Source organism: Flavobacterium sp. KKT103 (assembly GCF_055640565.1).
This window is the reverse complement of the sequence record NZ_CM145766.1, coordinates 2,305,077-2,320,805: the sequence shown is the minus strand read 5'-3', so window position 1 is coordinate 2,320,805 and position 15,729 is coordinate 2,305,077. Positions and strand designations below refer to the sequence as shown.

At 35.6% G+C, this 15,729-nt stretch carries 11 protein-coding genes; 5 read left to right on the top strand and 6 right to left on the bottom strand.

The annotated features are described in order from the left end of the window. From ACZ2G0_RS09980 to ACZ2G0_RS09970, 3 genes are all read right to left on the bottom strand, one after another. A complete protein-coding gene (locus ACZ2G0_RS09980; RefSeq protein WP_470307505.1) occupies positions 1 to 1,827 on the bottom strand; it encodes a DUF262 domain-containing protein in 1,827 nt (608 codons plus the stop codon). 558 nt (positions 1,828 to 2,385) lie between these two features. Then, positions 2,386 to 5,430, bottom strand: a complete 3,045-nt coding sequence (locus tag ACZ2G0_RS09975) for an SbcC/MukB-like Walker B domain-containing protein (protein ID WP_470307504.1) — start codon at positions 5,428 to 5,430, stop codon at positions 2,386 to 2,388. A gap of 12 nt (positions 5,431 to 5,442) precedes the next feature. Next, positions 5,443 to 6,666 carry a metallophosphoesterase family protein gene (locus ACZ2G0_RS09970; RefSeq protein ID WP_470307503.1) on the bottom strand — a complete coding sequence of 408 codons (1,224 nt, stop codon included), beginning with the start codon at positions 6,664 to 6,666 and terminating at the stop codon, positions 5,443 to 5,445. A 284-nt stretch (positions 6,667 to 6,950) separates the two neighbouring features. Here ACZ2G0_RS09970 and ACZ2G0_RS09965 point away from each other — a divergent pair, with 284 nt between their 5' ends. The 5 genes from ACZ2G0_RS09965 to ACZ2G0_RS09945 all read left to right on the top strand — a co-directional run bounded on the left by ACZ2G0_RS09965 (position 6,951) and on the right by ACZ2G0_RS09945 (position 10,618). Next, entirely contained in the window at positions 6,951 to 7,454 is a 504-nt protein-coding gene (locus tag ACZ2G0_RS09965; RefSeq protein ID WP_470307502.1) for a YqiA/YcfP family alpha/beta fold hydrolase, read from the top strand. A gap of 90 nt (positions 7,455 to 7,544) precedes the next feature. Next, a complete protein-coding gene (locus tag ACZ2G0_RS09960; RefSeq protein ID WP_470307501.1) occupies positions 7,545 to 7,751 on the top strand; it encodes a hypothetical protein in 207 nt (68 codons plus the stop codon). Positions 7,752 to 7,799: 48 nt separating this feature from the next. Further along, on the top strand, positions 7,800 to 8,375 hold the full coding sequence (locus tag ACZ2G0_RS09955) for a hypothetical protein (RefSeq protein WP_470307500.1): 576 nt from the start codon (positions 7,800 to 7,802) through the stop codon (positions 8,373 to 8,375). A 78-nt stretch (positions 8,376 to 8,453) separates the two neighbouring features. Continuing rightward, positions 8,454 to 9,353, top strand: coding sequence for a helix-turn-helix transcriptional regulator (locus tag ACZ2G0_RS09950; protein WP_470307499.1), 900 nt, complete (start codon positions 8,454 to 8,456; stop codon positions 9,351 to 9,353). Positions 9,354 to 9,712: 359 nt separating this feature from the next. Then, a complete protein-coding gene (locus tag ACZ2G0_RS09945; RefSeq protein WP_470307498.1) occupies positions 9,713 to 10,618 on the top strand; it encodes a DUF6268 family outer membrane beta-barrel protein in 906 nt (301 codons plus the stop codon). 174 nt (positions 10,619 to 10,792) lie between these two features. Here ACZ2G0_RS09945 and ACZ2G0_RS09940 read toward each other — a convergent pair whose 3' ends face one another. The 3 genes from ACZ2G0_RS09940 to ACZ2G0_RS09930 form a co-directional block, all read right to left on the bottom strand. Further along, a complete protein-coding gene (locus tag ACZ2G0_RS09940) occupies positions 10,793 to 10,969 on the bottom strand; it encodes a histone H1 (protein WP_187010962.1) in 177 nt (58 codons plus the stop codon). A 164-nt stretch (positions 10,970 to 11,133) separates the two neighbouring features. After that, a complete protein-coding gene (locus ACZ2G0_RS09935; protein ID WP_470307497.1) occupies positions 11,134 to 12,561 on the bottom strand; it encodes a TolC family protein in 1,428 nt (475 codons plus the stop codon). Next, a complete protein-coding gene (locus ACZ2G0_RS09930; RefSeq protein WP_470307496.1) occupies positions 12,539 to 15,718 on the bottom strand; it encodes an efflux RND transporter permease subunit in 3,180 nt (1,059 codons plus the stop codon). Before ACZ2G0_RS09930 ends, ACZ2G0_RS09935 begins: the two co-directional genes overlap by 23 nt. Between the last annotated feature and the right edge of the window lie 11 nt (positions 15,719 to 15,729).

Sequence of the window (15,729 nt, the reverse complement as noted above, 5' to 3'; positions counted from 1 at the left end):
TTAGCTTAAGTAAGGTTTTAAAATGGCTTCGATGTTTTCTACATACTTTATCTTATCTGATTTACTCCAATAAAATGGCTGTAGATCAGAGTCATTATAATATTTCAGAAAGACATTTTTTGTAGTGAGCGGAACATATTTTCCTTCTTTTTCCATTTGAATAATTCTATTTCTTTTTACAGGGAATAGGGCATTATTCAATGAAGAGTTGTCTTTTTTAGATAATAATGCTAGATTATCTAATTCATGTAGTGAGTCTGATTCAAAAAACTTTATTAATCTATCTTTCAAAATATTAAATTCCTCAGCATTGATTTTTTCAGACTCTAGCAAGTCTTTAATTTCCTTTTTTATTTCTTCATCTATTGTAATCAATTCAGTTACTTCACTTGCATCTCCATTCTCATCCTCAATTTTACTTTCCTTTTCAATTGTTGTAATGTTTTCAATTGCTTTATAAGTATCTCCAAGCCATTTCCTGATTGATTTTTCATCTTTCATTCCCTTAGATTGCTGTGCATGAATGTGTTCAATGCTCCATCCTCCATCGTTTTGAATTTTTTTGTACAAGTTGAATGGGAATCTAGCTTTTTGAGCTGAATTAATTTTTTTCGTTGCTATAACATTATGAAGTAAAAAAACTTTATGAAGTTCTGTTTTGTCTTTTTCATAGGATAACTCGTTTATTTTTACGTCTTTTAAATTATCAATAATAGTATCCAAGGTCCATTTTTTGAAAGCGTCTTTTTTACAATTTGAGTTTTCTAGAATTCCTCTAATCGTCGTTAAGCTATTGTCCTTGATAGCCAATATATACCCTAAGTAATGGTACAAATCATTATCATTAAACCAGAATTTCATTTTGTTAAAATAGTCTCTAGTGGTATCCCACAACTTGATCGCTTTTTCTTTTTCTAATTCCTCACTTTCAGAACGGATTTGCTTTTCGAACCATAAGTAAGTGGAGTATTTTTTAGAACTATCAGCCGCAATTAATTTGAAAATTAATTCTATTGCTGAAGAAGTTTCTTCTTTTGATTTGTTATTTAGGAAATACCAGAATTCATCTTCTCGTAATTCCATTTCCATTTGATGCCATTCGTTTGAAATTTCAGCTTGTCGCATGATGGATTCCCTCTCTGATAAGCCAAATTTAATTTTAGACAATAATAGGGCTCGGATTAATTCTGCATCAGTCAAGGGTATTTTTCCGATATTCAGTCTATTAAAAATGTCGATTTTTTTATTTTCTTTTTCATCTACTGAGATACTTTCATTTAACCCTGTTAACTCTTCAACTTGATACCAGATCACTTGAACCTTTTTTGTCATTGTTGAGTAGAAATCATCAATATATCCAACATCATTTCTAGTTTTTAGTTCAAACCAGTTCTTTATTATTTGATGCGCTTGACTCATAAAGTGAAAGTCTGGACTATCATGATTATAGGTATCATCGGTTAAATTTTCCAAAAAAGTGGTGCTTTGTGCTCTTTGTCCAAATACTAGTGAATACCTTGGTTTATTAAGGTATTTAAAAATAATGTACATTGTAATTAAACGTTGTTGACCATCAATAACCTCCCAAATTGGAATGCCCTGTTGGTCAGTATTAGGAACCACAACTATAGGTTGCAAGCAATAATTTTTTTCTCCAGATTTTATAAAATTATGTATATCATCTAATAGTGCTTCTACATTTTCAATATCCCATCTGTACCCTCTCTGATAATACGGAATCAAAAAATGTTCTACTCTAGGAGATCTTTCGGGAGTGCTCTCACTAAGAATTACTTTTCCTACGGGCTTTGTATCTATTATATTCACTGACTGACTGTTTTTAAATTTAATAATGTTGAAACTCAAATGTAAGTAAACCTACTCAATAATAATTACGGGAAACCACAAGAGGCCTTGAAATAAAAAATTAAAATTAAAAAAATGCATATAATTGACATCTTTATTTTTCATTTCCACATCACAAAATTACACTGTAATAAAATTAAAGTACTCATATCCAGAATATTATAAAACAAAATATAAGTAACACTGACAAATTAAGTACAAATTAAAACTCCAGATTTTTTAATTAAAAAAAGTATATAATTGCTCTTAAAAGGATGTTTCAATTTGGTGGAATCAAGTAACTGAGTCAGAAAGAGCAGTTGTTGCTACATTAAGTAAAGTAGCCCTCAATAACTTATCATTTGATAGATTACCCGCGATCGAAAACACAGCACTATTACAACCTGTTAATCCATCAATTACATAAGAGTTAAATAACTAAATCGTTTAAAGGTAAGCCATAGAGAATGGGGCTAATAAAAATAATTTTAATGCTTGACATGACATTCACTAACTAGTTAAGCACGCTATTAACAACAACTACCCCCAACTCTCCTTCACCACACTCCCACTCTCCTCATCCTTCACCACATTAATCGAGCGGGGAATACGTTCCTGTAGTTCGGCTACGTGCGAAATGATTCCGACGATTCGGTTTTCTTTGTAGAGGGATTGTAGGGTTTCAAAAACGATGGCGACACTTTCGGGATCCTGGGTACCAAAGCCTTCGTCGATGAAGAAGAAATTTTTGTCGTTTTTGTTTAAAGATTGTACACTCTCTGCCAATGCCAAAGCCAAGCATAGCGAAGCCTGAAAACCTTGCCCACCCGAAAGGGTTTTGACACTTCGGGAAGCACCATCGTTGAGGTAGTCGATCACCTCAAATTCGTTGGAACTGTTAATGGTCAGACTCAACTGGTTTTTGGTCATGCGGTGAAAACGTACATTGGCCACATCGGCCAAGTTTTGCAAATAGATGCTTGACACATAATTTACAAATCCGCTGGCGTTGAACATATTGGACAAAATGCCCAAATTAGTATAACGCGTATTTAAAACATCAAATTGAGCTAGTAATTCCGCTTTTTGAAGCAAAGAATCTTGGATTCGTTTAAGGTTGTCTTGTAAAGTAGAAACCTTCCCTACTTGCGCTTCAAATTGCGTTTTTCGTTCTGCTTCTACCATTTTCTTTTCTTCGAATAGTTTACTGTCAAAACTTTGGTTTTCGACTAGCTTTTCAGCAGCTGCAACCGCAGTTTCGGCTACTTTAATATCGACAGCAAACTGTTTTGTTTTGGCTTTTTCGGCTTCGATATCCCAGTTTTTTGATAGAATCGTTTGTACGGAATCTATACTTTCGAATTGATGCGTTTGTAATAAGGTTGTAATTTTGTTTTGGTTTTCAGTCACCAATTGTTCGGCTGTGACCAATTGCTCGGCTAAAATTTTATAACTGGCTTCATGACCTGCCAATTCTTGATTTTGCTGCACTAAAATGTCCGATTTTGACTTGTATTCGACTGCTATTCTGTTATTTTCTTGGTGCAATTTCTCTTTTTCTTCTCGAATGAGTGCTATTTCTTTATTTTCATACTCTGCGAAAATGAGCACTTTTAATTGTGATAATTCGTTGGTAATCGCACCCAATTTGGCTGCTATTTTATTGGCAATAGTCGCTTTCTCATCTGCTTGTTTTTTAACTTCGTCCAACAGTTGCTCTTGTTGTGAGCGCGTGGCTTTTTCTTGTTGTTCTTGTGCAGCAATAGCTTTCTCAATGGTTTGTTGCTCTTGTTTTTTGGCTAAAAAACCAGCATTATCAGTAGCGGAGAAAGACTCCCAAACAAACTTTGAAAGGTGCAATTTTGAATCGGATTCTAATGTTTCTTTTTCGATAACAGTCAAACGCAATTGTTCCTGTGCGTGCGCAATATCATTTTCGCTCTTTAATGCTTTCTTTTCGATAGCATTGAGCTCTTTTCCATCCGTTTCTACCGTTTTTAATGCTGTTTCAACTGCATTCAATTGTCCGGTCACATCTTCTGCGTGCATCACATGAGGATGCTCCAATGATCCACACAACGGACAATTTTCGCCATCATGAAGTTTCGATGCGTAATCAGCCAATTCTTTTGAAACCATAAGTTTTGTCTTCGCATCCTGTAGCGTTTTAAACTTCTTTCTCAGTTGCTCTAGCTTCTCTAGGAGTACAATTTTCCAATTTTCTTTGGGCAACTGCATCGCTTCAAACTGTTCTTTGTGTGCTAGAAGTTCTTTTTCAATAGTAAGAATTCTTTTTTGCCTTACTTCTATTTGCTCCGCAATCGACTCTTGCTTTGTGAACCAATTACCTACTTCCAATAAAACAGTTCCATCGATCTTTTTGGACTTCAAATTGGTTAATTCGGTCTGAATGGTTTCTGTTTTTTCCTTTAAATCTGTAGCTGCCTGCTGAATGGCAACCGCTGACAATTCCATAGCAGCTGCCTTCTTTTCGAGTACAGCAACTTCGGTTTGTAAGGCTATACTTTTTTCGATGGACTCTAAGTCCGATACTTTATTTTTCGAAGGTTCCAATTTATCAAACAACGGTTGCAATTCCGTCAAAATGGTTTGGTTGACTCTTCTATTTTTATCTAAATCCTCTTTTATTTTTTCAAGCGAAAGGCATTTTTCTTTTGTTTTCGAATAATTACTTTTTGCCAAATCCAACTCTTTCAGTTCTTGCTTGAACGCTTTTTCTGTTTTTTCGAATAGGTCAATGCTCCTCTGCAACGCTTCCATTTCCGGTTTTCTTTCGATAAAAGTAGCAAGCTGGTTTTTCTTTTTTTCTAGCTCTTCAAAATTAGTTTTTAAAACAGTCATTTTCTGCAGCTCGGCTTGCACTAGCTCCAATTCGGTTTTGCTCTTTTGAAGGTTGGTAGTGGCTTCTGAAACCTCCACTTCCAAGGCAGCAACACTTTCTTTCGAAATGGTTTCAAATCCAGACAAAGCACCTCGCAACTGGTCCAACTGCGTACGTGCGCTACTTTGCGCAGCAGCCACTTTCGATGCCAGATCAAAACGTTGCAAATGAAAAATTTCTTTCATCATGTCCGAGCGATCCTTGCCTTTTAGTTCCAAAAACTCCTTGAACTTCCCTTGTGGAATGATGATGGTTCGACGAAAATTTTCATAGGTAAGTCCGATCAAACTTGTCGCATCAGCGGATGAAAGCGGAATCCATTGCTCCTCTTTCCACTCGTACGCCAATCGTTCTATGGTGGTGGTTTCTTCAAAACGCTTTTTGTTTCGTTTCCAATCAGCAACAAATTTGAATTTTCGTTCTTCAAAATTCTGAAACTCGAATTCGATATTGGCTTTGTCCGATTTTAAGTTCAGCATATTGTACGATCGCTTGTCACGGCTGTTTAAACGCTCGGTTTCCCCGTACAAGACAAAACCAATCGCTTCCAAAACAGATGATTTTCCGGAGCCAACAGCACCAAAAATCCCAAACAAACCTGCATTTGTCAATTCTTCAAAATCAATGGTTTGCTTTTTTTGATACGAATACAAACCAGTAATACTTAATTTTAATGGTAACATAAAGTGTGTGTTTTATTCGTTTTTAGCGTTACTTCCGATAATCTCATTGAACAAATCCAGTAATTCTTCGTTGGGTTCTTGTTTATGTTTCGATACAAAGTAATCTTTGAACAAGCCTTGAATGTCTTGTTCCAAGTTAACTTTGGGAGTATCAGAGTCCATTGCACCACTCTTGTTCACAATTGGAATAATGAAGATGATTCCGTCGTGACTTTCGTGTATTTTCTTTAAATCTTGAGTGGTGAAAAAAGTATCACTCACCAATGTTAATTCGACCAAACAATAGGGATTATCAAGTAACCAAGCTACGGCTTCGTCTATATTTTCAAATCGCTTTCTATATAAAACCCGCCCAGATTGCAGCGGAATAGCAGTGAATTTAACCTCTTCGTTAGGCTTTGCTTCTATCAAAACGACTTTCTTTTCTTGTCCCGCTTCCGAAAAGCTGTAGGACAGCGGACTACTCGAATACACTACAGGACTAGGATGCCCGCCCACGTTTTGAAAGCGATGCAAATGTCCCAAAGCCGTGTATTGCATTTGGTGCGGAATGCAATCGGTATAAACGATATCGGCATTCCCAATTCGGAGCGGTTTTTCGCCATCGGGTTCTTCTAGGATTTCGCCTCCACGTTTGAGCATGTATAAATGTGTTGTGAGGATATTCACGCCTTTGGTATCGCAATATTTATCGGCAAGCGCAGCCCAAGAATCATGCAATAACTGATTCAATTGTTGTTCTTTATTTTCGGCTCCCAAATACATTTTCAAGCGCATTTCGTTGGCATAAGGTGTGGCTATTATTCGAATAGGAAAATCATAATGAGGCAATTTAATTTCGATAAATCCATTTTCTGACTGGGTAATTTCGAAGCCATTTTCGATAGTGAGTGTCGGAATCGTAACATCTGGGTTCCCTACAAATAAAATTCCGCATTCTCGTGCCAAAGGATTTGGGGAATCTATCCGATCCGGACTGTCGTGATTTCCAGCAATAGCAATTACGGGACGTTTGCCGTTATTGGTCAATCTTTTGAGGGTTTTATACAACAAATCTATGGCTTCTACTGGCGGATTAAAGGTGTCGAATAAGTCACCCGCCACTATGACTACATCGGCATTTTGTTGATCGGCGATTTCGCAAATTTCATTCATGACGATCTTTTGCTCTTCTAGTCGCGAAAAATGATCTAGTTTTTTTCCTAAATGCCAATCGGCAGTATGTAGTATTTTCATGCTTTAAACTTATAATGAGTGACCACTCTTAAACTTGGTTCGACCGTAGGCTTTACAGTAGCAATATCGCCATTAATAACGGTATAAAAGCAGCAAATGGCACAAACGATTTTTTGTAAAAATACTAAATTAATACTGATCTGTTTTGCGGGAAACCGTAATCTAGTGCACTAAATTAAGCGTATTTTTGTATTGAATTAATTCAGCTAAAAAAAAATTAGAGCGCCTTATTTTGTCGTTGTCGCCACTTACTTTTACAAAAGAAATATTAAAAAATGATACCAATGACTATTTTATATTTACATGGACTCGAAAGCAAACTTAGTCCACCAAAGAGATCCGTTTTAGAACGTTTCGGAACCGTTATTGCACCTGATTTGGATTACTACAACAACCCAAATGTATTTGAATTCCTTTTGAAACTAAACAAAGAATATCATTTTGATGTAGCCATTGGGAGCAGTATGGGAGGTTTTATGAGTTACTATTTTGCCAATACAGTCAACTGTCCTGCTTTGCTTTTCAACCCTGCATTGCCACACCGGCCCGTTCCTCAAAATATTTCTGATTTAGATTCATCAAATAGTTCGTCAGTCATGCATTTTGCTTTAGGCGGGCAAGACGATATAATCAAAGCCAATGATAATCTACAATGGATTTCTGAAAACAGACAGGCTAATACTGACCTAAAAATTTCGATTCACAACCAAATGGGGCATCAAATTCTACTGGATGTTTTTGAAACAGAAGTAGCTGATTTTTTTCGTCAATTAGAGTTAGTACAATAAAATATTTTTGCGTGACTTCTCTGTTTCACTTATCGTTACGCGTCAGCAAAAAAAAGGTTACTAAATAAAACATCGCCTAAACAACCTATTATGAAAGAACTACGCATTAAATTGACTGATGAGCAGCACGAAAAATTGACGGCTAAATTGAGTAACGAGTCACAGCAAAATGTAGAGCACACTACTCTTTCCGGTTTTACGATTACTTTAAAAGAAGTTTTTCCTGGTATGTCGTGGCTAACGGTTGACATGAATGGTGAATTAGATCTAGGTGATGTCGACTGGATAATTATTTAATTCGTATTAACTGTTACAACCGATTAACGCATCAAATATATCTAGACTGTGCCACAAATTAAAATCAACCTATTTGGAGAAGGGATTGAAATAAGACAGCTCCTGCTCGATCCTGAAATCATAAAACAATGGAATGAAATCGCTGATCGAAAAAACAAAGTTATTACAGACCTAATTACTGATCCTTTTTTTTATCATGGATTACGGAATCCCGATATAAAATCTCTTGAAGATTGCCGTGCTAACATAGCACAAGCGATGTTACACTCTCCAAAAGGCCAAATAGAAATTTGGTTTCAGCGCCGTAAAGTACTCAAATTCAAATCGCATGAATTATTCAACGAAATGGTTTTGTTTCCGTTGTTTCAAACCAAAGAAAATTTTGTGTTTGGTACTCCTGAATTGCAAGCTGGATTGTATGCAATCAAAAAAGAAACAGGATTACTTCAATCGCTCACAATAAATACTTTAGATGAAAAACTAAACCTCAATGATTTTGTTTTTGAACTTTCCTCTTTTCAAAATAATCGCATAGTAACGACTATTACTTACAAGCAACAACAGCTTGAATTTAGTAAGAGCGACACTTTAATTACACATGAAAGTGCATTTGAAATAAAATAAACTGTAGTAGATTTATTTACTCTGCCGCGTTTTGTCTACACTAAATAGTACTTTAGCAGATATCAAATTATACGCACCATGGCTAAAGTAGGTTTTTACAAAAGGTATTTATACATCATCGAGCGGCTTCATACGGTTCCCACAAACTTTAAAGATTTACATCAGCATGTACTGACTAAATTAGAAAACGATGATTTAGGGTCTAATTTTGAGTTTTCGGCACGTACTTTTGATAGGGATAAAAAAGACATTGCTGACTTGTTTGGTATTTACATCAAATTCAACCGAAAAGACAAGGTATATCATATTGATGAGGAGATAGAAGATCCATCCGTATCAAGAATGATAGAAGCTTTTTCGATCCATCAAGCACTGAAAGAAAGCAATAAAATCGCTCCCAGTATCTATTTAGAAAAAAGAAAGTCATCAGGAACCCATCTAATGAACGGAATTTTATATGCTATCCAAAATCATTTACAGCTGAGTTTTACACACACCAAATTTTGGGATATGGAAATCACAGAGCGAACCGTAAAACCCTTGGCAATTAAAGAATCGCAACACCGCTGGTATCTAATTGCCTGGGATCATAATACGGAAATGATAAAAAACTTTGGTTTTGACCGTATCACCAACCTACGTATTTTAGACACGAAATTCAAGCCGATTACCGTCGATATTGAAGAGAAGTATCAGCACGCTTTTGGTATTGAAACCTATTTCCCTGCTGAAAAAATAGTTTTAGAATTTACATGGCAACAAGGGAATTATATTAAATCTTTCCCGCTGCATACTTCTCAAAAGACCATTATCGATACCGAAGAAAAAGTAGTGATTGAATTGTTCCTGCACCCAACCAATGATATTATTATGGAACTTCTTAAATATGGTTCAGAGGTTAAAATTATAGAACCTAAAGCAATGCAGGACAAGATCCATAAACGTGCACTGGAAATCATTGACCTTTACGAGTACTAGTGTTTCGGTATTTTTAAAAAAAATCAAATATCCCTATCGGGCTAAATGTTGTAAGAGAACAATTGTTTCTATACATTTAGTACAAAAGTACTTGTTGTTGAACCAGATACTAAACTTTATGATCTAAAAGATATTGAATTGCAAACAGAACCTAAAAAAGGTGCCTCATACTAAGTCCCAGCAAATATTGTTTTTTACACTCTTCCGTTAAAAGAAAATCTTCACTTTACTATTCTATTTTAAATTAATAGTCTTTCTAACGGTTAGCCAAGAGATCGTATGATCAGAGGATGGATTCATAAATGGATCTAAAACCAAAAACCAACTCCTACTATCCAAAAATAACCTACATTTAAGGCATGAAGAACAAATTGCTATTGCTATCATTATTACTATTATCATTTTGGAGTTATTCACAGCAATATGTTGACGTTGCTGATATTAGCTATTCTAAAACTGGCGCTACTCCTTATATTAACAGTGATAAAAGCACCACAATTTCAATTTTTGATTCTAAAATACTTTTACCAGTTGTTTTAAATGAAAAAACAGCTCTTATAACAGGTTTCGATTTTAACATTAAAAAATTTCAATTGTATCCTGATGCTAATTACAACACCTTATACTATACCAGACTAAAATTAGGTTTTACAACACAACATTCAAAAAAATGGTCTGGTATTTATGTCTTACTTCCTATCCTATCCTCTAACTATAAAAAAATTGGAACTGATGATATTTATATGGGAGGAATTGCTGTATTGACCTATAAAAAAAGTACTAATTTCAATTATAAATTTGGACTATATGCAGGCAATGAAGCGTATGGATTGTATGCGACTCCATTAGTTGGTATGTATTATAAAAGCCTCGATGCTCGTTTTGAGTTTACTGCTTTGATTCCGGGCTTGTTTGACGTGAACTATGGTCTTTCAAACACCACTAGAGTTGGGCTGGATTACAAGGGCAACTCTGAAACTTTTAAAATTCATACCGAAAACACTCCATTAACCTATACCGAGAATAATACATTGGAATTCTCAACTTACGTGCAAAATAATTCTTTGACCAAAAATTTGCTCTTGCGATTAAAGCTTGGTGTTGCTACCAATAAATACGATGTTTATGCCGTAGATGATAAGATAGGACTCGCGATTACCCCTTTTCGCATTGGCGACAATAGAACCAAATTGAACACTAACCTTGAGACAAGTGCTTTTTTAAAGGTACAAGCCATTTATAGGTTTCCTATAAGTACGAATTAGTAGAAAGATTTCTTTGCGTTTTATAAAACAAAAAAGAAAGCGTTTTTATAGGTTAACTTTCTAAAGCAACATTGTTTTTTCTAAAAAGAAATAACCTCTTTAAAGAGAACGATTTTAAAACAAAAAAACCTCGTTCAACTTGGTTAAACGAGGCTGGAAAAAAATAAAAAAATATTATTTTTTTGATTCTTCGATAGAAACTTTTCTAAACTCTTTTAAAAGTTTCTCTATTTCTAAAGTTGATTTACGAGCTCTTGCACCTGCAGCTTTAATCCCTTTCTCAGTAAGAGATTCAGATTCAACTTTAAACGTCTCGATTTCAGCATTGATTTTTACTAATAAATCTTTCATAGTATACTTTATTAAATTAGATCGCAAAAATATAAGTTTGTTCCACACTACAAGTACCTTTTGTGTTAAATTTATTATCTTTTTTTGTCAATAACTTTCAAGCAAAAACTAAAAAAGTCGGAAAAAAATTTCCGACTCTCTTAACTAACAATTTAATTTTTGATTTACTTCCAACCTCCACCAAGATTTTTGTAAATCGTAACCACTGCATTTAACTGATCCCTTTTGGTATCAATTAATTCTAATTTGGTCTCTAATGCATCTCTTTGGGTCATTAAAACCTCAAAATAATCCACTCGAGCCGATTTAAACAAGTCATTAGACACTGAAATCGATTGGTCTAATGCAGCCACTTGTTTTGATTTTAAATCATAGCTTTTCTCTAAATTAGCAATTCGTGACAATTGATTTGACACTTCTAAATAAGCGATAAGTACTACTCTTTGATAATTATATAAAGCTTGAATTTGTCTTGCATTAGCACTACTAAACTCCGCTTTAATCGCGTTTCTATTTATTAATGGTGCTGCTAAATCTCCGGCTAAGGAATACAATAATGAAGCAGGCGATTTAAACAAATAAGACGCTTTAAATGCATTATAGCCCACTCCAGCTGAAATTCCTAGGGAAGGGAAAAATTCAGCTCTTGCAACCTTTACGTCTAACTTAGCTGCAGCCAATTCTAATTCGGCTTGTTTAATGTCAGGACGGTTTTCAAGCAATTGAGCTGGAATTCCTGAGGCAATCACTTGCGGAACGATAGACAATACCGAACCTTTATCACGTGCGATCTCTTGCGGAAAACGACCTAAAAGAAAATTGAGTTTGTTTTCAGTTTCTTTAATACTCTGATTAATATCAAACTCTAAACTTTGCGATTTCAAAACCTCTGCTTGAAACTTTTGAACGGCTAACTCCGTACCTCTAGCAGCTTCTTTTTGCAATTTAACAATATCTAAAGCGCTTTTTTGCAGTGCGATATTCTGTTTTATAATCAAAAGTTGATTGTCTAAGGCTTGCAATTCATAATAAGAATTAGCTACTTCAGCCACTAAATTAGTACGGACAAAGTTTTTACCTTCGACAGTGGCTAGATAGCGGGAAACTGCCGCCTTTTTTGCGGTATGCAACTTATGCCAAATATCTACTTCCCAATTTGCATAGGCACCAATGGTAAAATCAGTTAAAGGATCAGGAAAATCTTTGCCTGGAGCGATCTCAGTTGTGGCATCACCCGCACCTTGGCTCGTATATCGTCCTACTTTTTCTACGCCTGTTCCTGCTCTTAGTCCTACAGTTGGTAACAAGGCCGCTTTTCGCATGCGGATATCATTCTTAGCAATTTCAATTTCTTGCAACGTCATCAATAACTCTTGATTATTATCTAATGCGGTACTTATCAATGTTTGCAAATTCTTATCTTTAAAGAAAGTCTTCCATTGTACATTTGCGGTATTCAAAGTGTCTGTACTAGCAAGAAACGCTTCAGGCACAACCGCTTTGGTAGAACTCTCTACTATTGACGGTGCTTTACATCCAACTATCAAGATACTGATAGCAAGTGCTATACTATTTTTCTTTGTGAACTTCATTATTATCAATTTCTTCTGTTAATGGATTTTCTTCTTCGTTTTTAACCAACTTATATTTTTCTGCTAGTCTAGCAAAAATGTAGTACAGCCCTGGAATTACAAAAACACCACAAATTGTACCTACTAGCATCCCTCCTACGGCAGCTGTTCCAATAGTTCGGTTACCTATTTTACCTGGACCCGAAGCAAAAACAAGCGGAATTAAACCAGCTATAAATGCAAATGAGGTCATTAAAATAGGGCGAAATCTTGCTTTAGCACCTTCCATGGCAGCTTCGAGAACGGATCGACCGGCCGCATGTCGCTGTATTGCAAATTCGACAATCAGTACCGCATTTTTACCTAATAAACCAATAAGCATGACCATCGCAACTTGAGCATAAATGTTGTTTTCTAAACCTGTTAATTTCAGTAGTAAGAAAGCTCCAAAAATACCAGCTGGTAGAGATAAAATTACTGATAGTGGTAATATGAAACTCTCATATTGCGCCGCCAACACTAAGTATACAAATCCAAGACAAATTAAGAACACCCAAATCGCTTGATTACCTTGTGCTACTTCATCAGCTGATATTCCTGCCCAATCGATGTCATAACCCCTTGGCAATTTTTCTGCAGCAACTTCCTGAATTACTTTAATAGCAGTTCCACTACTGTATCCCACGGCTGCAGCTCCACTAATTTCAGTAGAGGTATACATATTGTGTCGTGTGATTTCAGATAAACCATATACTTTTTCTAACTTCATAAAAGCAGAATACGGGACCATTTCATCTCTATTGTTTTTCACATATAACTTCAAGATATCCTCAGGCAAAGCGCGGTATTCCGGTGATGCTTGTACGATCACCTTATAGTTAATACCATATTTTATAAAACTAATTTCATAGTTACTTCCCACCAAAGTAGACAAGGTATTCATAGCATTTTCGATAGAAACACCCTTTTGCTGTGCCAGATCATTATCGATTTTCATCATATACTGCGGAAAACTCGCACTATAAAAACTAAATACATTGGATAACTCCTTACGCTTGTTTAGTTCTTTAACAAAATCATTATTAATCGCTTCCATCTTTTTGTAATCTCCTGAACCTGTTTTATCTAATAAACGAAGTTCAAATCCTCCTGCAGCTCCATATCCTGGTACAGCCGGTGGTTGAAAAAACTCAATGTTGGCACCTGGAATATCTTTTGATTTTTCCTCCAGTTCTGTCATGATTTCCTGCACTGTTTGCTTTCTATCGTCCCAATCCTTTAAGTTGATTAAGCAGGTTCCTGCATTCGATCCCGTACCCTCGGTCAAAATTTCATATCCTGCTAAAGAAGAAACTGATTTTACACCTTCTACACTTTCAGCAATTTTTTGTAATTTAACAGAGATATCATTTGTACGCTCCAAAGATGATCCCGGTGGCGTTTGAATAATAGCATAAAACATACCTTGATCCTCATTAGGAATAAATCCAGATGGTACGGTACTACTAATAAACCACGTTCCTGCACAAAATCCGATCAATGCGATAAACGTGATCGCTTTTCTATTTATAATTTTGCCAAGTAAATTTTGGTATTTGCCTTGAGCCAAATTAAAGGTGTTATTAAACCCATCAATAAATCTATTAATTGGTGTTTTCTTTTTAGGTACACCATGATTGTTTTTTAGCATCATAGCACAAAGTGCTGGTGTCAAAGTCAGCGCTACAATTCCAGATAAAATAATCGCAGTTGCCATTGTGATTGAAAACTGACGGTAAAATACTCCAACTGGTCCCGACATGAATGCAACTGGAATAAATACAGCAGCCATCAAAAAGGTGATTGCGATAATTGCTCCCGCGATCTCATGCATTGCTTTTTTAGTCGCTTTAAGAGGCGTGAGATGTTCCTCTTCCATCTTGGCATGCACGGCTTCAATAACTACAATTGCATCATCTACAACAACCCCAATAGCCAAAACCAATGCAAATAGCGTGATTAAGTTTAATGATATATCAAAAAATTGCATAAACAAGAAAGTACCAACTAGCGAAACCGGCACGGCAATAGCTGGAATAATAGTAGAGCGCCAGTCTCCTAAGAATAGAAACACCACCAAACCTACTAATATGAAAGCCTCAATTAGCGTATGTACTACTTTTTCGATAGACGCATCCAAGAATTTAGATACATCATAAGAAATCTCATAATCCATTCCTTTTGGAAACTTTTTCTTAATGATTTCTAACTTAGCTTTTAAGTCTGAAATCACTTGATTCGCATTACTACCAAAAGACTGTTTTAGTACGATTGCTGCTGAAGGTCTTCCGTTCAAGTTAGAATAAATATCATACATTGAACTTCCAAATTCAATATTTGCAACATCTTTTAATCGCAATATTTCACCATTCGCACTAGATCGTAAAATTATGTTTCCGTATTGTTTTTCATTGGTAAAACGTCCTGAATACTTCAATACATATTCAAATGCTTGCGATCTTTTTCCAGATGCTTCTCCTGTTTTCCCGGGTGAAGCTTCTAAACTTTGACTAGATAATGCTTCCATAACCTCATCTGTAGAGATTTTATAAGCAAGCATACGATCCGGTTTCAACCAAATACGCATGGCATATTCACGTGTTCCTAAAATATCTCCTGATCCAACACCATTCACCCTTTTTAATTCTGACAATACGTTAATATCGGCATAATTATATAAGAATTTTTGATCAGTACCTTTATCCGTACTAAAAAGGTTGACGTACATTAACATACTTGGTACTTCTCGTGTAATTTTCACACCTTCACGAATCACCAATGGCGGTAATTTATTAGTAACCGAAGCAACACGGTTTTGAACATTAATGGCTGCTTGATTGGGGTCGGTTCCCAAGTTGAACACTAATTGAATACTTGCTTCACCATCATTTCCAGCATCTGAAGTCATGTATTTCATGCCTGGAACACCATTTAAAGCTCTTTCCAGCGGAATAATAACGGACTTAATCATTAATTCTCCGTTAGATCCAGGGTAATCAACTGTAACATTCACCATTGGCGGTGAAATAGATGGGAATTGAGTAATAGGCAAATTAAGTACTGATAGGACCCCTAAAAATACTATGATGAGCGATATTACTATCGACAGTACGGGTCTTTGAATAAATTTATTAAACATTTTTATTTCTT

Bases quoted from the DNA above. Each gene is read 5' to 3' on its own strand.
- ACZ2G0_RS09975 (WP_470307504.1), bottom strand. From the start codon at position 5,430: ATGTTACCATTAAAATTAAGTATTACTGGTTTGTATTCGTATCAAAAA.
- ACZ2G0_RS09970 (WP_470307503.1), bottom strand. From the start codon at position 6,666: ATGAAAATACTACATACTGCCGATTGGCATTTAGGAAAAAAACTAGAT.
- ACZ2G0_RS09965 (WP_470307502.1), top strand. From the start codon at position 6,951: ATGACTATTTTATATTTACATGGACTCGAAAGCAAACTTAGTCCACCA.
- ACZ2G0_RS09960 (WP_470307501.1), top strand. From the start codon at position 7,545: ATGAAAGAACTACGCATTAAATTGACTGATGAGCAGCACGAAAAATTG.
- ACZ2G0_RS09950 (WP_470307499.1), top strand. From the start codon at position 8,454: ATGGCTAAAGTAGGTTTTTACAAAAGGTATTTATACATCATCGAGCGG.
- ACZ2G0_RS09945 (WP_470307498.1), top strand. From the start codon at position 9,713: ATGAAGAACAAATTGCTATTGCTATCATTATTACTATTATCATTTTGG.
- ACZ2G0_RS09940 (WP_187010962.1), bottom strand. From the start codon at position 10,969: ATGAAAGATTTATTAGTAAAAATCAATGCTGAAATCGAGACGTTTAAA.
- ACZ2G0_RS09935 (WP_470307497.1), bottom strand. From the start codon at position 12,561: ATGAAGTTCACAAAGAAAAATAGTATAGCACTTGCTATCAGTATCTTG.
- ACZ2G0_RS09930 (WP_470307496.1), bottom strand. From the start codon at position 15,718: ATGTTTAATAAATTTATTCAAAGACCCGTACTGTCGATAGTAATATCG.